Raw genomic sequence first — 19,138 nt, 5'->3', positions numbered from 1 at the left:
TTTTATAAAGGCCGCTTCAAGCTTTTATTCATGGAAAAATATTTCATTGGCATGACCGTGTCTTCATCACTCTTTGGGGAGCGCTGCATAGGCTTCCTTCAAGCCGTTAAGATCAATCATGCCGCCGACGCCTTCCTCAGGCGTTGTGAATATGAAATAGGTTGCCATTTTCCCGTCAAGGAAAGATTTCAGATCATCGTCTTTCAAGAAGGCTTCGGCTACGCAATTGTCACCAAGACAACGGCGATATTCCATTTTACCCATATCTTTATTGTCAATCTTGATACCAACGCCCAAGCGCAATTCTACTCTGATCGGAACAAAAACCCGCATCAGCGTTCCCTGATTTTTAGGCAACTTATAAAGTGTCACACGAAAAGCAATGTCGGGGCGGTTTTGTGCCCGAACATTTTGTACGACCTCGCATTGGACATTGGGTGTGCCCGGTGGCAGAGAGCAAACCTTGGTCCAGGCTCCAAAGGTTTTGGGTGCAGGAACTTCCTGTTGATTTGGCGTTTGCGCCACTGTCACGGGAAGACAAAACCCGATTGTTGTTAAACAAAACGCCGCAACGCTACAAGCTCGTTTGAAGAATTGACGAAGTGACATAAGAACTCCTGCTCGAATCATCATGACGTTATCGTGCTTAAGCCTTCATGAAAAGTGCCCAACAGCTCTAGAATATAAACCATACACAACTGATATAACATAGTGTTCAATTCTTGGGCGAGAACATGGCAAAAACTGGAAAATTTGACAATTAAGGCGATGAAGTGTTTCTATTTGGGTCTGTTTGTCGCATTGTTTTGATATTGAAATGTTGTTAAAGCAGTGAAAAAGTGGTTCCGCAGTCGCTTGATTGCTTGATTTATTTGGCAAAATTGATGTCTGAATGCGTAAAAAAAAGTTTCTTTTCATCGATATTGAACCTGGATAGCAGGGCAATCGGTACGCTCTATCTGGTGCTCGCCATTGTTGCAGGTGTCGTCGGTGCAGTCTTTTCTTTTGTTCTACGGCTTGCTCTCAATGGCTCCGATCTTGCCTTTCTATCGCTCATTGTTCCATCCGATCCGGCTTTATTGTCTTTTATGAACACCGCACACGCACTGATTCTGGTGTTTTTCATGGTTATGCCGGCATTGATCGGCGGTTTTGCCAATTGGTTTGTACCACTCATGATTGGCACACATAATGTTGCGTTTCCTCGTGCAAATCTGATTGCCTTTTTATTGTTGTTACTCACTGTTCTTTCAGGTTTCGCTGCCCTCTTGTCGTTTGGCGATGAAAGCCGGTTCAAAATTTTAATGTTGGCGAGCATTTTCATAGGCTCGATGTCATTTATTATCAGCTTTATCAATTTTATCACGACAATCATAACAATGCGTGCACCCGGCCTCACACTTGCACGTTTGCCGGTTTTTGTCTGGTCGGTGCTTGTCGCTTCTTTTCTCGGATTGATGTCGGTTCCGGCGATGTTGGCGGCGTTGACCGGATTGGTATTAAGCGGACCTGTTTCTGTTGATAACCCGTCAATGATGGTATGGTTTTTCAGCCATCCCGAAATCTATGTTCTCCTGTTACCGGCTTTCGGAATTGTCAGTGAAATTCTGGTGACATTCACGAAACGTCGCCTCTGGATGGAAAACGGTGTTGTGGCAGCAATGGTGTTTATCGGCACCATCGGCTTTATTCTATGGATGAATGATCTTTTTGAATTCCGGACACCTGATGTCATGGCCCGTTATTTCAGGGTTGCTTTGCCTCTTATCATTTTGCCAACCGCTTTTATCCTTTTGAGCTGGTTTGTAACTTTGGTTAAAAGCCGTTTCAAATTCGAGACGCCAATGCTCTGGGCTATGGGCTTTTTCTTTGTTGTTTTGATGGGGCAGCTTTCTGCATTGCAGCTTGCAGCAACGGGCAATAGTGTAAACGGTGCAAACCAGTCCGCTTTTGTTGCGCATTTTCACTACATACTGTCGTTGAGTGCGGTTTTCGCGATTTTTGCGGGTTGGTATTATTGGTTGCCGAAAATGACCGGCTATATGTGTCGCAGTCTCACAACGCGGATACACTTCTGGTCGCTATTTGTCGGCGTGAATGCTATTTTTCTGCCACAGCATCTCGACCAATTAACCAATGGACTTATCTTCGGTTCGACAGTTTCGGGTATTTTCTCTTCTGTCGGGGCAGTTCTTGCTGCTTTTTCCGTTATCGTATTTGTCTATGGTGTATGCGAAACATTCGTTCGTAAGACAAAAGCGCAGAGCAATCCGTGGGGAGAGGGCGCTTTGACACTGGAATGGCAGTTGGCTTCTCCGCCTGACAGAAATGTTTGGGAAAAAGTGCCCGTTATCACGAAATGATGGCGGCTATTGAAAATAACCTCATGTGACAGCGTTTATCGAGGTAGCCGGACTTTTTGTGAATTCGGATCGGGCTTAACTGGCCGGACGACAGTATTCGAGCCAATGTGGAAGAGACCGGTTGATATTCTTCGCCATATCGGCGCAACGGTGTCATCAGGCTATTGCTTCCGCCGGTTATTGATTTGGCCAGCAGTCGATTTTGTCCGGCAATTGATTTGTTTCTCGTTGTTTTAATCAGGCATCAATCCGGATTTTTTAAAAAAACGGATTATTGACGTGTTATCCGATGATTTGTTGTGGCAATCAATTTTTCCCAATTTAAAACGAAATGGGAAAGGCAGGCAGATCGCGAGAAAATCTGTTGGCTTGCCTGAATAAATAATTTAACGGTTGCGTTTCTTTGTTAAAATAGTTTTTATGAAAATGTGGCTTGCACGTTCGTAAGTCACAAAGTTGTTCGCCAATCAGGAAGGAAAAGCCTGACGCAAAAAGGTTACGTGTAAAAAACAAATTATAAGTGTAGAATAGTGACTGATAAAGGTTTGTAAAAGAACGGTTTATATATGTCTATATCGAAGCAAGCATTGCAAAAACCGAATGTGCCCGTCCCGTCTCAAGCAGATGCGAATGACTATATAATCCTTTTGAAACCAAGGGTGATGTCGCTTGTGGTATTTACTGCACTTGTCGGCATGATGGTTGCACCAAATCCGATCAATCCGGTTTTAGGTTTTCTTGCCATTTTATGTATTGCTGTGGGCGGTGGTGCATCCGGTGCTTTGAACATGTGGTACGACGCCGACATTGATGCGATCATGAAACGCACGAAAAAACGCCCTATACCGGCGGGCAAACTGACCGGCGGTGAAGTGCTGGTTTTCGGTCTCGTCCTTTCGGCCTTATCAGTGCTGACAATGGGGGTTTTTATCAACTGGTTTTCTGCCGCGTTCCTTGCCTTTACAATATTCTTTTATGTTGTGATTTACACGATGTGGCTGAAACGTTCGACGCCACAAAATATCGTTATCGGGGGCGCTGCCGGTGCTTTTCCTCCAATGATCGGATGGGCTGCGGCAACAGGCACGATCAGCATTGAAAGCATTGTGTTGTTTCTTATCATATTTCTGTGGACCCCTCCACATTTTTGGGCGCTCTCGCTTTTTGTCACAACCGATTATGGCGAGGCGCATGTTCCGATGATGCCCAATGTGAAGGGTGAAAGGTCGACAAAAAACCAGATATTTGTTTACGCAATTATTATGGCCTTATGCGGCATTGCACCTTATTTTATCGGTTTTGCCGGAATAACCTATGGTGCTTTGTCAACGATTTTGGGTGTTATTTTTGTCTATCGTTCCTATGAGCTTTGGAAAACGGTCACTCGCGAACAAACCGTGGCATGTGCGAAAAAGCTGTTTTTCTTTTCGCTCTTTTATCTTGCGGCTCTCTTTGCAGTATTGCTTGTAGAATCGCTGGCTACTCGCCTCATGAGCTATCTGGGAGCATAAGATGGACGGGCAAAAGCACCTCGATCAGATCGAACTTACAGAAATCCAGAAAAAAGCCCAACGTCATCGGGCAAAAGGGTTGGCAATTGCACTTTTTCTTTTTGTTCTTCTTGTATATGCCGCCACAATGGCGCATGTGGGTTCCTGAAAAGGCCTTTAACCTCGAAGAACGGGCGCCCCTCAAGGACAGATTATGACATCAAAACCTCCATTAACAATTCGCCTTTGCGGTCCGCGCGGCTTTTGTGCGGGTGTTGACAGGGCAATCCAGATTGTCATTCTGGCCCTGAAAAAATATGGTGCTCCGGTCTATGTGCGCCATGAAATTGTTCATAACCGCTATGTGGTCGAAGGTTTACAGGCGCGCGGTGCAATTTTTGTCGAGGAGCTGGACGAGATACCGGCTGAACACCATAATCAACCGGTAATTTTCTCGGCTCACGGTGTACCGAAATCGGTACCTGAAACCGCGCGATTGCAAAATCTTTTTTATCTTGATGCAACCTGTCCGCTGGTTTCAAAAGTGCATAAACAGGCTATGCGTCACCAGCGCAACGGCCGCCATGTCATTCTGATTGGCCATTCCGGTCATCCCGAAGTTATCGGAACCATGGGGCAGGTCGAGCCTGATACAGTAACCTTGATTGAAAATGTTGAAGATGCTGAAAAATACCAACCTTTGCCGGGACAAAAATTGGGATTTGTCAGCCAGACAACTTTGTCGGTTGAAGATACTGCCGAAATTATTGCCGTGCTCAAAAGACGTTTTCCCGATATTGAACCACCTGCTGCCGAGTCGATTTGTTATGCCACAACCAATCGTCAGGAAGCGGTGAGGGCGGCAGCCCCTGGAAGTGACCTGTTTCTGATTGTCGGCGCGCCGAATTCGTCTAACTCGCGGCGCCTCGTCGAGGTTGCCGAACGTTTCGGAGCAAAACAGTCATTGCTTGTCCAGCGCGCTTCCGAAATTGATTTTGCGCATTTGGATAATATCCGTACGGTCAGCCTTTCTGCCGGTGCTTCGGCACCGGAAATAATTGTTGACGAAATTATCGCCGCATTCAGAAAACGCTTCGATGTAACCATAGAAATCGCCGAAACGGCAGTTGAAAACGAAACATTTTTGGTCAATAGGGAATTGCGCGAAGTCGTTTTGACACCGGAAGACATGGAGTTTGTCAACGGGAAGGGTATTCCCGATAAAGACAAGTGAAGGGAACATGAAATTCATCATGTGGGGCGAATAATGGCTGTTTATACCGATATAAATGAAGATGAATTAACGAGCTTTTTGAGCGATTATTCAATAGGTGCTTTACAATCCTATAGGGGAATTGCCGAAGGTGTCGAGAACTCGAACTTTATGCTCGATACAGAAGCGGGGCGGTTCATCCTCACGCTCTTTGAAAAACGTGTCAAGAAAGAGGAACTGCCATTCTACCTCGAATTGATGAATCACCTTGCCCTCAAAGGTATTTCATGTCCTCGCCCTATCAAACGTAAAGACGGAAAAATGATAGGCGAACTCGTGGGAAGACCCGCCACAATTGTTTCTTTCCTTGAAGGGGTCTGGCTCAGAAAACCGAATGTCGAACATTGTCGGGAAGTTGGAAGAGGCATGGCAAAAATGCATCTTGCGGGGCTGGATTTTCCACTTGAACGAAAAAATGGCCTTTCCATCGAAGCCTGGCGACCATTATGGAATTTAAGCCGCGCACGCGCTGAAGAACTGGCATCGGGTATTGTCAAGGAAATTGACAAAGAACTCGATTATCTGGAACGTAACTGGCCACATGATCTGCCGAAAGGCGTCATCCATGCCGACCTCTTCAACGACAATGTTTTTTTCCTGAACGATCATATGTCAGGCATTATAGACTTCTATTTTGCGTGCACAGATATGCTTAGTTATGATCTTGCCGTTGCGCTTAACGCCTGGTGCTTCGAGCGGGATTATTCCTATAATGTGACGAAAAGCGAAGCGATGCTGAAAGCCTATTGTGCTGTTCGCCCACTCCAGCAAAACGAGATCGACAATATACTGGTTCTCGCACGTGGAGCCGCTATCAGGTTTTTTCTGACCCGCCTTTACGACTGGTTCAATACGCCGCCAGATAGTTTGGTGGTAAAAAAGGATCCGCTTGAATATTGGCGCAAATCGAATTTTTTTAAAGACGTCAACAAACCTTCCGAAATCGGGCTATAAATGGTTGATAGCCCGCTTAAAAAAGTTGAAATATTCACCGATGGTGCTTGTTCGGGTAATCCGGGGCCGGGCGGTTGGGGCGCCATTTTGCGTTGGAACGGGATAACCAGAGAACTCTATGGGGGCGAGCGGGATACCACCAATAATCGTATGGAATTGATGGCCGCAATCAATGCACTCGATGCGCTGAAAGTACCTTGCTACGTCGACCTCTATACCGATTCTGTTTATGTACGGGATGGTATTTCAAGCTGGATAGATGGCTGGAAGGCAAGGGATTGGAAAACTTCAGCCAAAAAACCGGTCAAAAATGCCGACCTTTGGCAACAACTGGATTTGGCGCGTTCACGCCATGAGGTAAACTGGCACTGGGTCAAAGGTCATGCGGGCCACCCCGAAAATGAACGCTGTGACGCACTCGCCCGAAAAGGCGTTGATGAAAACCGCCAGAATTCTTAACGCTTGTGTGAAGTCAATGTCCCGCTGAATGAAACAGGCTTGGCCTCGACCGTATAGAAAAAGGTGAGTGGGGTAGCCGAATTTATCGCAATGATCGGAGCGGTGAAAATTGTTTGTTCGGCACTTTGTTTGACCAATTTCGCAGGTCCGATTTCATTCTTTTGCCCGTCAAGATAGATGGCCGTGATGTCCGTTTTTTCTTTACCGGTTACGATAATTGTGAGGAGCTTTCCGTCATCATAAGCTTCAAGCGAGGTATTTTCAGGCACATTTTCCGGAAGTTTGTCTTTCGCCAATGTCAGAAGCGAATTTGAAAGCGCAATTTTATCGTCAAAATCGGAAAAGTCGAATGGAACAACCAGTGGCAAACATATCTCTTTGCAGATGCCGATTGTGAGTTGGCCTTTCAAGCCCGATTGATCGGCTGTCCGTTCGACAACAAAGGGCAATAAAACGCTATTTTTATAGCCGATTGACCAATCATTTCCGTCTTTGAAGAAATGTGGAACAGGAAATGAAATGTGATAATTGGCAGGAGGCTGAAAATCGAAAGAAGGAGCCAAACCGGATTCACCCGGATTTTGCCAATAGGTTTTCCAGCCCGGCTTGAGATTGACTTCAATTACACCGCTGACAGTTCCGTTTTCTTGAACAGGTTCCAATGCAACACGAACGCGTCCCCCCTCAAGCTCTTGCCAGGGAGTGGCTAATAGTGTCGACGTAGCATTTGATTGGGAAAATGCAGAAGAAGATAAAAGTACAGTAAAAATAGAAAAGGCGATGAACTTGAAAAATTGGTGCAATTGCAACAACTTTCGGTAAACAGTCAATTTTATCTGGACTTTCGACAAAAAATTCACTTTTCCCTTGCAACTATTCAATACACGGTTACTCTTAAAGTATGGATAAAATTAGCACAATGAAAAAACGTGACGGCTTTTTGAATGGCCATCTGCTCATCGCAATGCCCGGAATGGGAGATGAACGTTTCGCCCAAGCTGTTATTTATATTTGCGCCCATTCGGACGAGGGTGCAATGGGTATTATGTTGAACCGGCGTCAGGATTTGAAATTTCCCGATTTGCTTTTGCAGCTTGGCATTATAAATGAAGCACAGGCTATCCATCTCCCCGAACCGATAAAGCTTTTTCCGGTAAGAAATGGTGGCCCTGTCGACCGCTCGCGTGGTTTTGTCCTTCATACAGATGATTATGCATGTCGAACAACAATACCGGTGACCAAAGATATTTGCCTGACTTCGACAACCGATGTTTTGAAAGCTATGAGCATGGGGAAAGGGCCGGAACGTGCAATTATTGCGCTCGGCTATGCCGGTTGGGCAAGCGGGCAACTGGAAGCTGAAATTGCCGCCAACGGATGGTTGACCAGTCCTGTTGATGCAGACTTCCTGTTCGCTCAGGACTTTGACCACCAATATGAAAAAAGTTTGCGCAAGATGGGAATCGATCCCACTTTTCTTGTCGGCGAGGCCGGTCACGCATGAGTGAGCCGAAGTTTCGACATTTTGATCGGCTTTTCAATGACCGGTCATCGTGTTTCAGGCTCGATTATGCGCCACTTCCCGATGTAATCTTGTCTACAGAATTGCCTCATTAGCCAACCAGCTGTTCAACCGGCATTTCTCCCTCTTACAGAAACTTGTTGTGTTGGAATTTTCAGTTGTCTGTCACATGAGGCATCCTTGGCGCATCCATAGTCGATCCCATAAGATTCGACACAGAAGCGATATTCGGGTGGTTTTGAATTTCAAATCAGGCGTTGGCCTTGGGATGTTTCATAACAAGAGTAATCAGATCTTCAACCCCGACAGGTTCGGTAAAGACATTGCTCTGGACAAATTCGCAGCCTTCTTCACGCAACATGACTGCCTCATTTTCTTTCTCGACACCTTCGGCAATGACTTTCAAGTCAAGATCATGCGCCATGGTAATGATTGATTTCAAAACGAGACGCTTTTTCGAGCTGTCAACCTCCAATAAGGAACGATCCAATTTTATCATGTCGAACGGATAACGTAACAGGAAGGCAAGTGACGAATATCCGGTGCCGAAATTATCAAGGGCAAGCCCGATGCCGAGCGCTTTGATTTTTTCCAGAAGATTGGATGATTGTTCAGGATTTTCTATCAGAATGGATTCTGACATTTCCATCATCAAACGGCCTTTATTGACCGGATTGCGCATGAGAATTGCTTTTAATTCGTTTATCAATTCCTGATGAACCATTTCGGCACTGGGAATGTTGACGGAAACGAAGAAGGATTGTTTGGGAAAACGGTCCTGTATATGTGCGAGATCGTCGACGACGGTTCTCATTGCAAAGTGGGCAAGGTCCATGACAACATGTTCACTTTCGGCGGTGTGGATAAAATCGACAGCCGAAAGATTTCCGTGACGGGGATGATGCCATTCCAGCATGGCCTCGAAGCCGACAATCTGCCCGTCGTTGAGATCAAGAACCGGATGATAAAGTATTTTGATTTCATTGCGTTGGAGGGCGTAACGAATGTCATTTCCCATGCTGTTACGTTCAAGCCCCAAAGTGCGGAAATTCGGCCGGAAAGGCTCGATCTTGTTGCCACCGGCTTTTTTGGCATGGATCATGGCAAGCTCTGCATCACTCAACATATCCTCGGCATTGGAGTTTCCCTCTGTCCAGGTAATAAGACCAATTGAAGCAGATAATTTGATTTCACGTTCCGAAAAAAGAATAGGTGCTGCAACCGTTCTTTGTAATTGGTCGGCAAAAGCAGCAATTTTCGCAGGGTCGGTCTGGCTCGTCAGAACAATTGCAAAACGGTCTGTTGACAGGCGTGAAAGCGTGTCTTCAGGCGTGATAAGGCGGCCAAGACGACGGGCAATGGTTAATAGAAAAGTATCGCCTACCGACATTCCGAATTGATAATTGATATTACGGAAACCATCAAAATCTATAACAAACACAGTCGGCCTGATTGCGCGTCCCGCAACCGCCAGATTGACATAGGTTTGCAAATGGTCAAGAAAAAGCTGCTGGTTTGGAAGACCGGTCAGATTGTCGTGGACGGAATCTTGCAACAGGCGTTCTTCTGCCTTCTTGTGATCTGTTACATTGACGAGTGTTCCTACAACGCGCACAATTTCGCCATCCGAACCGATAACCGGTCTGGCTCTTAGCGAGAACCAGTAATAATGTCCATCACCGGAACGCAGCCTTAATGTCTGGTCTATCCGCCCTTTACGCGTGTCGAGAATCATGTCGAGTATCGCACGGAACCGGTCGCGGTCATCGCTATGCAGGGCTTCAATCCAGTTGCGGATCGTGCCATTCAATTCACCTGCGGTAGATCCGAGATAAAGAGAAAGATCGGGGTTGATGACCACGCGATCGCGGCGCACATCCCAATCCCAGACGATGTCGCCGGCTCCCATGACGGCAAGTGCCTTTCTTTCGAGGTCGGAGAATATTCCCTGATGGAAAGCGCCGCCGGAAAAAGCATGTTGCATGACTGTAAAGGCAATCAGAAGAACGATAAGAACCAATCCACCGGCAAGCGCGGGTTGGACAATGTCATTATCTAGTTTGCCGGTCACGCACACATAGGCTCCACAAAGCCAGAAAATAATAAGAAGCCATGTTGGAATTAACATAATCGCGCGGTCATATCCGCGAATGGAAAGATAGCCTATGAGAACAATTCCGAGAAGAGCGGTGAGTCCGAATGAAAGCCTTGCCATACCGGCAGCGCGTGTCGGATCATAAATCGCAAAAGCGCCAAGAGCACATAGAGCGATAATCCAGGCAGCTGCCCCATAGCTGAAATGGTAGTGCCACCGGTTAAGATGGAGATAGGTGAAGAGGAAAATGAAAAGCGATGCGGCAAGCGCTACCTCGGTTGCCGCGCGCCAGATCGGTTCTGTTGCAGCCGAAATGACAAAAAGCTTATTGAGAAAATTGAAATCTATGCCGATATAGGCAAGCACAGCCCAGGCAACTGCAGCGGTTGCCGGAAACAATCCGGTGCCGCGCACGACAAATAGGACACTCAAAAGAAGTGCCAGAAGGCCGGAAATACCAAGCAATATACCGTGGTAGAGCGTATATGAGTTGATCGTGTCCTTATAGGCTTCCGGTTCCCACAGATATACTTGCGGCAGTTTTGACGAACCGAGTTCGGCAACAAGTGTTACAACAGCTCCCGGATTGATTGTGATACGGAAAACATCCGAATCGGGACTCGACTGGCGATCAAGAGCAAAACCTTCCGAAGGTGTGATCGACTGGATACGTACCGAACCGAGATCAGGCCAAATCAATCCTGAGCCGGCCATACGATAATGGGGAGTGACGATGAGGCGATCAATCTGGTCATCGGTCGGGTTGGCAATGGCAAAAACAGCCCAGTCGCTTTCGGCGCGATCACCATTTCCCTGCATTTCGATGCGCCGTACAATACCGTCGGGACCGGCGGCTGTCGATGTCTGGAACGTGTTCCCTTTGATGTGATGGATTTCGACTGCACGCGATAAATCAAGCGCTGTATCCTGTGAAGAGATTTTAACCGGTTCAATAGACAAAGCCGTCTGGCAAAGCGCGATAGCTGCCAATGACCAGAATACAAAAATGCCGATGGTCTTGCCTATTGTCTTCACAACGCCTCACTTTCAAACTGGCTTTATTGGTCTTTCGGTTTCCAGCAAAGAATAAAGGTAATGATCTTGCCAGCAACCATGTATTTTAACATAAGAGCGCATCAACCCCTCTCTGACAAAACCGCATTTTTCCAGTAAAGCAATGGAACGTGTATTTGTCGGAATCGAGGCAGCTTGCAAACGATGCAACTTGAGCTGTTGAAAAGCAAAATCAATCATCAGGTCAAGACTTTCATGCATAAATCCATGGCCGGAATATTTTTCACCACACCAATAGCCGATCTCTCCTGATTGTACGACACCCCGTCTGATATTGCCGAGGCTTATTCCACCGATAAGATGATCTGTTTCATTGGAAAATACAAAAAAGACAAAAAATTGTCCGTTTTTGCGTCCCTCGATATAGCGATCGAGATGCATTTTGTAACGGATGAGTGTGTGTGCATCGGCAGGCCAAAGCGGTTCCCAAGGTTCGAGAAATGCCCGGCTTTCCATTCTCAGAGTTGCCCACTCCTGATAGTCGTCAAGCATGGGGAAACGCAAATAGATATGTTGCGCTTTCAAATTGGGAAGGCGGATTTTTCCCTGTTGTTTACGGGCCTGCCGCCGGAAGGGCATTTTGAACATGCCATTGCCTTTCTGGCTTGCCCTTAATAAGGACGCCGTCCGGCGCCCGAAGAAAGAGCTGCAACAAGATCACCATAACTCATAATTGGTCCAATTGCTCCTACTGCTGCCAATGTCGGTTTTGAATCAATAAATAAGCGTTCTGCCAGATCGGTCAATCTGTCGACGGTAAGAAGGGACAAGCGTTCCAATGTTTCGGATGCGGGTATCGGACGACCATATAGCAGCATTTGTCTTGCGATGGTTTCAGCACGGCTTGACGGGCTTTCCTGCGACATGACAAGTCCGGCACGATATTGTTCGCGTGCGCGGTCGAGTTCATTTTGTCCGATTTTTTCGCTGACTTTATAAAGCTGGTCAAGAATAACGGGGATCAGGTCATGTAGCCCATCTTCGCTTGAAGCGGCATGGACACCAAACAAGCCGATGTCCGAGAACCCCCAGTGGAAAGCATAAATTGAATAACAAAGGCCGCGTTTTTCGCGCACTTCCTGAAACAGACGCGAAGACATTCCTCCACCAAGGATGATGGATAAAATTTGCGACGCATAATAGTCGCGGATATGGTAGGCGCGCCCTTCAAATCCCAAAAGTACCTGGGCATCTTTAAGGTTACGGTATTCACGGAAATCGCCACCGACATAATTTGCGAGATCGGCAAGAGGGGCAGGAGAATGCGCGCGATAATTACCAAGCCGCTTTTCGACTTCTTTGACAAAAGATTGGTGGTCAACCGCACCGGCTGCCACAAATATCATGCGGTCGGCACTATAATGTTCATTCATGAAGTTACGCAAATTATCCGCAGTCAAAGCGCGCACCGATTGGGCAGTACCAAGGATAGGCCTGCCGATCGTTTGGTGGCGGAATGCCGTTTCGGTGAAATGGTCGAATACAATATCTTCAGGCATGTCATTGGCTGCACCGATTTCTTGCAAGACCACCTGTTTTTCGCGTTCGAGCTCATTTTCGTCAAATTTCGGCGAGGTGATAATATCGGCGAGTATATCCACAGCAAGCGGTATATCGTTCTTCAGGACACGAGCATAATAGGCCGTGGTTTCAACACTGGTTGCCGCATTGATTTCGCCGCCAACATCTTCGATTTCAGCCGCAATTTCATAGGCTGTGCGATTGATCGTACCTTTGAAAGCCATATGTTCCAGCATATGGGCGACGCCATGTTCATCAAATTTTTCGTTACGGGAGCCGGATTTTACCCAGATGCCGAGGGCAACGCTCTCGATTTGGGGCATCGTATGCGTGACGATCGTCAAACCATTGACGAGTCGGCTGATTTCTACACCCATACTGTTGAAACTCCTTCATTCAAAACTTCAATAAAAAACCACATTGTATGTTTGCTGTCTTTTGGAAACAAAGAATAGGGTTAATGGCAGGCGCGGGAATTTTTCAAAATATAGTCTTTGACGAGTTTTTCGTCGTTTTCGAGTGTTTCGTAACGTTCCGGCTTTTCCATGAGGCCGTCAAGCCACTCTGGAAGTTCAGGAGTTTGCCCGCAAGCTTTTTTCACCGCATCAGGAAATTTTGCCGGATGAGCGGTTGAAAGTACAACCATGGGTATCGTTTTTTCCATATGTTCACGGGCAACTTTTACAGCAATAGCTGTGTGCGGATCAGCAAGATAATGGCTCTCTTTATAAAGCTCGTCGATCATGCGGGCCGTCTGTGTTTCGGTGGAAAGACCGGCTGAAAACAAAGTGCGGATTTTGCTCAAGATTGCATCATCAATGAAAAATTCACCCGATTGCTTGAGATTTTCCATAGCATTGCGGATCAAAATCGCATTACGCCCTGAAGCCTCGTATAAAAGGCGCTCGAAATTCGACGAGACCTGAATATCCATAGATGGTGAAGTGGTGTGTTTGAGTGAACGTATCTGGTAATTGCCGGTTGAAAGCGTACGTACCAGAATGTCATTATCATTGGTGGCAATCACGAGACGGGCAATCGGTAATCCCATGCGGGATGCAACAAAGGCTGCAAAAATATCGCCGAAATTGCCGGTTGGAACTGTAAAGGAAACAGCCCTGTCAGGCGCGCCGAGTGAAATTGCAGAAGTGAAATAATAGACAATTTGCGCCATGATCCGCGCCCAATTGATCGAATTGACACCCGAAAGGGCTGTTTTATCCCGAAAAGCGTGATCGTTGAACATGGCTTTGACCAAAGCCTGACAATCATCGAAATTTCCTTCAATGGCGATTGCGTGCACATTGGTATTGTTATTGGTTGTCATCTGGCGTTGTTGAACGGGCGAAACATGCCCTTTGGGAAAAAGAATAAAAATATCGCAGCGTTCGCGACCGGCAAAGGCTTCAATCGCTGCACCGCCGGTATCTCCCGATGTTGCGCCGGTAATCGTAGCGCGTGTGTTCTGGCGCTTGAGAATATAATCCATCAAACGGCCAAGCAATTGCATGGCAACATCCTTGAATGCCAATGTGGGGCCATGAAAAAGTTCCAATATAAATTCGCTTGTATTGGTCTGGACAAGCGGACAAACGGCAGGATGACGGAATGTCTGATAGGCTTCATCCACCATAGAATCGAAAGCATCGCGTTCAATTTCGCCGTCGACAAAAGGCCAAAGAATGGTCTTGGCAATTGTTGCATATGATTTTCCGCGCAAAGCTTTCAGCGAATCCGGCGAAAAGTGGGGATAACTTTCCGGCAAATATAAGCCGCCATCGCGGGCAAGTCCGGTCATGACAGTTTCACAAAAGCCGAGTACCGGCGCATTATCTCTTGTGCTGATATATTTCATTCATAGACTCCTCGGCTCATCGACCAACGTGAAATGTTTGCATTCGCATTATCTTGCAACCTTTACGGGACTGAAAATGTCCTCTATTTTTACCAGACTTGCCAAATTATAGAAAAAGCGAGAAAACAACAAATCACTATTATTGATCGCTGATATAGAACAGGTTCACTACTCTAGGAAAGTCCACTTCATGGATAAAAAGTCGATTTATCGTTTTTCATTGGGCTTTGGCCTTGTTATTGCCGCTGCTTCAACTTTGTCGGGATGTTTTATCCATAAGAAAGTGGACAATGTTCCGCCCGAACCACAAATAACCGAAGCACAGTTGCGTGCCTATTGCCCGATTGTTCTTATGCGGGATGATACTGCTTTTTATGATGTTTATGAGCGCGGTGGCGAGGGTGACGCCAATAAAGTCATGTATCAGGCTGCTATCAGAGATGTGACGAGAACCTGTAACACGACCGATACAACACTTTCGATGAAAGTTGCCGCTTCCGGTCGCGTAGTGCCCGGACCGATGTTTAAAAAAGGTACAGTGTCACTGCCGATCCGCGTCACGGTTATGCAAGGTGATAGTGTGATATATTCCAAATTGCGCAATTATCCGGTTGAAATCAGTAACGGTGTTGATGCAACGCAATTCATTTTTTCCGACGATCAAATTTCTTTTCCCAAGCCGACATCCAAAAACATTCGCATTTTCGTAGGATATGATAGAGGCCAAAAGAAATAGCGTCCGGCGCATCCGGTGATATTCAAAAACCGTTTTACAAATCTGTTTTGATTAAAAAGGCTTTGGTCTTCCAAAGCCTTTTATCATGTCGGGATAAATTTCCCGAAATTGCGATGTTTATCTTTCAGATTCGTTCAACGTCAAAAAATTGAATGAATTAAAGTTATCAAATCTGTTTTATCTTCAAATTCCGCATATGGATTTTATGCTTATTCAACAATCAGCATTCTACTGTGTTTTTAACCGTTTGCCTGACATTATCAGCGAGATTTTTTACGGGCGGAATAGATTCAGACATCTTTCCATTCGGACAAGGCTTTGAGGACGGCCGGCAAGTCGGAATGGTGGGCAATGACTGTTTCCGCGCCCGCTTCGGTGAGGACATCGGCAAGACCGTGATAAGCATGTGAACCACCGGTAAAACCGATAACCCGCATACCTGCTTTTACCGCACCGCGCACTCCATGGACCGAATCCTCGATGACAATTGTATTTTCCGGTTTTGCGTGCATTTTTTCAGCCGCATAAAGATAAACATCGGGTGCCGGTTTTACTTTTTTTGTTCCCACTTCCGGTGCCGAGAAAATTTTGTTTTCAAAAAGATCATAAAGGCCGACGATCGTGAGCATACGCTTGATGTCTTCGCTTCTCGAATTGGAGCAGATACAATAAGGGTAGAGTTTGGCAACCGCTTCAATAGCCTCGCGCGCGCCGTCAATGCCAACCAATTCATCTTGCATGCGTTTTTTGAAAAGTTCCGGTACTTTTTCAATCAGGCTGACAGAAAGCGGAACATCCGACTGTTTTTCTATCTCTTTGAGAATGTCGAGAAAAATCAGTCCTGCATAACGTTCGGATAGTTCTTCCGGCGTAATTTCAAAGCCTGCCTCAGCCAATAATTGCGATTCAATCTGGGCTGCCAGATATTCTGAATCGACAAGCACACCATCACAATCAAAAATAACCAGATCTATCTGCGGCATCGGCTTTTGTCCCGTAAACTCTTATATTATTTGTCAACCTTTTAGACGGTTCAACTCGTCATTGGCAATAGTTTATAAAAATCTATCGTTCCCGATTGTGTGTTCCTTTAATCTCACAAATTTCTTCAATCGGGACGTTGGATAACGGGCAGTATCATTCACAATCATAAAAATACAGGTCTTTCCGTTCACAACTTCAGCTCGCTATATTCAAACACTGTCGATGATAGACAATCGAAACATCGGAGATGATCGTCGAATATCGAAGATAATGGTCAAATATCGGAAATAATGGCCAAGCATCGGAGATAAAGGTCAAACATTGAAGATGATGATACCGGGTTTTTGAAACCGGTGCTCTTTAACGCGATATTTACCCTATTTCGTCAATTTAGGCTTGTTGAAACCGTGATTCGATTTGTCACGGAGTTTATGTGTTTTGAGTATGTGTGGTCGAGTATCCTATGACAGTTGTCCGTCTTGTAAAAGATCTCGTTCAGGCTTCGCCGGAAGAAGCATGGCGTAACCAGATTTTAAAGGGTGATTGCGTTGCAGCGCTCAATAAGCTGCCAAGTCAATCGGTTGACGTTATTTTTGCCGATCCCCCCTATAATCTTCAACTTGCAAACGCTCTCCATCGCCCCGACCAATCTCTGGTCGATGCTGTTGACAATGATTGGGACCAATTTGAAAGTTTCGCCGCTTATGATGCATTCACACGTGCGTGGCTTCTTGCCTGCCGCAGGGTTTTGAAGCCGAACGGGACAATCTGGGTTATCGGTTCCTATCACAATATTTTTCGGGTCGGTACAGCATTGCAGGATCTGGGCTTCTGGATGCTGAACGACATTATCTGGCGCAAGACCAATCCGATGCCCAATTTTAAAGGGCGACGTTTCCAGAACGCCCATGAAACACTAATTTGGGCATCGCGCGACCAGAACGCGAAAAAATATACTTTCAATTACGAGGCAATGAAAGCCGCCAATGACGATGTCCAGATGCGTTCCGACTGGTTGTTTCCGATCTGCACAGGGGCAGAACGTCTGAAAGACGAAAACGGTCATAAAGTTCATCCAACCCAGAAGCCGGAGGCATTACTTGCCCGTGTTATCATGGCATCAACGAAACCCGGCGATGTTATACTGGATCCCTTCTTCGGCTCCGGCACAACGGGTGCGGTAGCCAAGCGATTGGGGCGCGATTTCGTCGGTATCGAACGCGAACAATCCTATATTGACGCCGCAATGGAAAGAATCCTTGCGGTCGAGCCTTTGGCGAAACCGGAACTTGCAATTTTAACCGGAAAAAGAGCAGAACCCCGTGTCGCTTTTGTCAGCCTTCTTGAAGCGGGATTACTGAAGCCGGGTAGCGTGCTTTACGACAAAAAACGCGAACATGCTGCAATTGTTCGCGCGGATGGAACCATCGTGGTTGACGGGGAAGCCGGTTCAATTCACATGATGGGGCGAAAGGTTCAAAACAGTGCAAGCTGTAACGGTTGGACGTTTTGGTACGTTGAGAAAGAAGGTCGTCTGGTTCTGATTGACGAATTACGCGTTGTCATAAGGGAACAAATGGCAAAAAGCGGCGTTTAACATTTTAACGATCGGGTAATCCTCCAGTCTCCGGTCAAGAAAAGGCGTGCGCATCCATTGCGCCGCCTTTTAATTTTTTCTTTTTAATTTTCCCGAATTTGTACCTTTGATTTTAAAACTCTCCGGAATAGCAACCGAGATTGCTTTTTTCATAACAGTGGGAAGAGCTTCATTGGCCAATTCATTCACAGAGCACCACCAACCATTGCCCGCAGCGGTTTTTTCGACATTTTTGGCCAAATAGACATCAAGAACGAGTGAAAAATGGGTAAAGACGTGCTGCGCTTTTCCTTTCAAGACCCAATCGGCGTGAAATGGAGCGTCATTAACCGAATAATGATTCCGTTCACTGAAATGGTTGGGGACTTGCGTCATTCCACCGAGGAGCCCTGAATTATGCCGTTTTTCCAGATAGATTTCATCATCTTTGTTTAATGCCACAAAGGCGACGCCATGGCGTTGCGGGCGCTGCGGCTTGGGCGGTTTGACCGGATAGGCTTCAGGGTTACCGCTGCGCTTTCCCTCGCACAGGCTTTCAACCGGACATATCATGCATTTCGGTGTGCGTGGTGTGCAAATTGAAGCGCCTAGATCCATCATGCTTTGGGCAAAATCACCGCAACGCTTTTCAGGCGTTAATTCTTGTGTTTTCGCCCTGATTGTCATTTTTGCCCGCGGCAATGGTTCATCAATTGAAAATATACGGGCAATGACGCGCTCCACATTTCCGTCGACCACAGCTACCGGCTCGTTATAAGCAATAGAAAGAATGGCAGCGGCCGTATAATCGCCAATGCCGGGAAGGCTTTTCAGGCTTTCTAACGAATTTGGAAAAATGCCATTATAATCGGCCACTATCTGTTCGGCACAACGTTTGAGATTTCTTGCCCGTGAATAATAGCCAAGACCTGCCCAGGCTTTAAGGACATCGTCCAATTCGGCTTTTGCAAGAGAAAAGACCGTTGGCCATGTTGTAACGAATTTTTCAAAGAAGGGTTTGACAGCCTCGACAGTTGTTTGTTGCAACATGACTTCCGACAGCCAGACCCGATAGGGATCATTTTTTTTGCCGTTCAACAAGTCGGCCGGCGCAACGCGCCATGGCAATATACGATGGTAACGGTCATACCATAAAAGCAGCTTTCCGGAAAAATCACTCATGGATTTCTCCAATCATAATTTGTCAAAAAAATCAAAAGGAAAAGGCAAGCCTTT

17 protein-coding genes are annotated in these 19,138 nt (G+C 46.3%); 9 read left to right on the top strand and 8 right to left on the bottom strand.

Annotated elements, in window-relative coordinates:
- Nucleotides 1-66: 66 nt before the first annotated feature.
- Nucleotides 67-609, bottom strand: a complete 543-nt coding sequence (locus tag H3S94_RS00495) for an invasion associated locus B family protein (protein ID WP_077991431.1) — start codon at nt 607-609, stop codon at nt 67-69.
- 275 nt (nt 610-884) lie between these two features.
- Between H3S94_RS00495 and H3S94_RS00490 the strand changes: the two genes are divergently transcribed.
- From H3S94_RS00490 to rnhA, 6 genes are all read left to right on the top strand, one after another.
- Nucleotides 885-2,363, top strand: coding sequence for a cbb3-type cytochrome c oxidase subunit I (locus tag H3S94_RS00490; protein WP_198230780.1), 1,479 nt, complete (start codon nt 885-887; stop codon nt 2,361-2,363).
- Nucleotides 2,364-2,929: 566 nt separating this feature from the next.
- On the top strand, nt 2,930-3,874 hold the full coding sequence (locus H3S94_RS00485) for a heme o synthase (protein WP_198230781.1): 945 nt from the start codon (nt 2,930-2,932) through the stop codon (nt 3,872-3,874).
- Nucleotide 3,875: 1 nt separating this feature from the next.
- Nucleotides 3,876-4,022 carry a hypothetical protein gene (locus tag H3S94_RS00480; protein ID WP_188318077.1) on the top strand — a complete coding sequence of 49 codons (147 nt, stop codon included), beginning with the start codon at nt 3,876-3,878 and terminating at the stop codon, nt 4,020-4,022.
- Nucleotides 4,023-4,067: 45 nt separating this feature from the next.
- Nucleotides 4,068-5,087, top strand: coding sequence for a 4-hydroxy-3-methylbut-2-enyl diphosphate reductase (gene ispH, locus H3S94_RS00475; protein ID WP_077991437.1), 1,020 nt, complete (start codon nt 4,068-4,070; stop codon nt 5,085-5,087).
- Between the two features lie 33 nt (nt 5,088-5,120).
- Entirely contained in the window at nt 5,121-6,080 is a 960-nt protein-coding gene (thrB, locus tag H3S94_RS00470; RefSeq protein WP_198230782.1) for a homoserine kinase, read from the top strand.
- The gene (gene rnhA / locus H3S94_RS00465) at nt 6,081-6,539 is read left to right on the top strand and encodes a ribonuclease HI (RefSeq protein WP_077991440.1); all 459 of its coding nucleotides are present in this window, start codon (nt 6,081-6,083) and stop codon (nt 6,537-6,539) included.
- On the opposite strand, the gene H3S94_RS00460 is transcribed toward rnhA, so the two are convergent.
- Complete coding sequence (locus H3S94_RS00460) at nt 6,536-7,399, bottom strand: protein-disulfide reductase DsbD domain-containing protein (RefSeq protein ID WP_198239992.1); 864 nt, start codon at nt 7,397-7,399, stop codon at nt 6,536-6,538. The genes rnhA and H3S94_RS00460 overlap by 4 nt on opposite strands.
- Before the next feature lie 59 nt (nt 7,400-7,458).
- Between H3S94_RS00460 and H3S94_RS00455 the strand changes: the two genes are divergently transcribed.
- Nucleotides 7,459-8,043, top strand: a complete 585-nt coding sequence (locus H3S94_RS00455) for a YqgE/AlgH family protein (RefSeq protein ID WP_077994480.1) — start codon at nt 7,459-7,461, stop codon at nt 8,041-8,043.
- A 268-nt stretch (nt 8,044-8,311) separates the two neighbouring features.
- Here H3S94_RS00455 and H3S94_RS00450 read toward each other — a convergent pair whose 3' ends face one another.
- From H3S94_RS00450 to thrC, 4 genes are all read right to left on the bottom strand, one after another.
- Complete coding sequence (locus tag H3S94_RS00450; RefSeq protein WP_198239991.1) at nt 8,312-11,191, bottom strand: EAL domain-containing protein; 2,880 nt, start codon at nt 11,189-11,191, stop codon at nt 8,312-8,314.
- Between the two features lie 12 nt (nt 11,192-11,203).
- Entirely contained in the window at nt 11,204-11,818 is a 615-nt protein-coding gene (locus H3S94_RS00445; RefSeq protein ID WP_077991446.1) for a GNAT family N-acetyltransferase, read from the bottom strand.
- 23 nt (nt 11,819-11,841) lie between these two features.
- A complete protein-coding gene (locus tag H3S94_RS00440; protein ID WP_198239990.1) occupies nt 11,842-13,128 on the bottom strand; it encodes a pitrilysin family protein in 1,287 nt (428 codons plus the stop codon).
- 80 nt (nt 13,129-13,208) lie between these two features.
- On the bottom strand, nt 13,209-14,606 hold the full coding sequence (thrC, locus tag H3S94_RS00435) for a threonine synthase (RefSeq protein WP_198239989.1): 1,398 nt from the start codon (nt 14,604-14,606) through the stop codon (nt 13,209-13,211).
- A 190-nt stretch (nt 14,607-14,796) separates the two neighbouring features.
- Between thrC and H3S94_RS00430 the strand changes: the two genes are divergently transcribed.
- A complete protein-coding gene (locus H3S94_RS00430) occupies nt 14,797-15,342 on the top strand; it encodes a hypothetical protein (protein ID WP_077991454.1) in 546 nt (181 codons plus the stop codon).
- 290 nt (nt 15,343-15,632) lie between these two features.
- On the opposite strand, the gene H3S94_RS00425 is transcribed toward H3S94_RS00430, so the two are convergent.
- Nucleotides 15,633-16,325 carry an HAD family phosphatase gene (locus H3S94_RS00425; protein WP_077991455.1) on the bottom strand — a complete coding sequence of 231 codons (693 nt, stop codon included), beginning with the start codon at nt 16,323-16,325 and terminating at the stop codon, nt 15,633-15,635.
- Between the two features lie 464 nt (nt 16,326-16,789).
- On the opposite strand from H3S94_RS00425, the gene H3S94_RS00420 reads away from it, so the two are divergent.
- The gene (locus H3S94_RS00420) at nt 16,790-17,923 is read left to right on the top strand and encodes a site-specific DNA-methyltransferase (RefSeq protein WP_198230788.1); all 1,134 of its coding nucleotides are present in this window, start codon (nt 16,790-16,792) and stop codon (nt 17,921-17,923) included.
- A gap of 69 nt (nt 17,924-17,992) precedes the next feature.
- On the opposite strand, the gene mutY is transcribed toward H3S94_RS00420, so the two are convergent.
- Nucleotides 17,993-19,084: an A/G-specific adenine glycosylase gene (gene mutY, locus H3S94_RS00415; RefSeq protein WP_198239988.1), complete on the bottom strand. Its 1,092-nt coding sequence runs from the start codon at nt 19,082-19,084 to the stop codon at nt 17,993-17,995.
- Between the last annotated feature and the right edge of the window lie 54 nt (nt 19,085-19,138).

This window comes from Bartonella sp. B10834G3, assembly GCF_016102505.1.
In the GTDB taxonomy this organism is placed as follows: domain Bacteria; phylum Pseudomonadota; class Alphaproteobacteria; order Rhizobiales; family Rhizobiaceae; genus Bartonella; species Bartonella choladocola.
The sequence above is the reverse complement of the archived record's forward strand: the minus strand, read 5'-3'. Positions and strand labels throughout refer to the sequence as shown.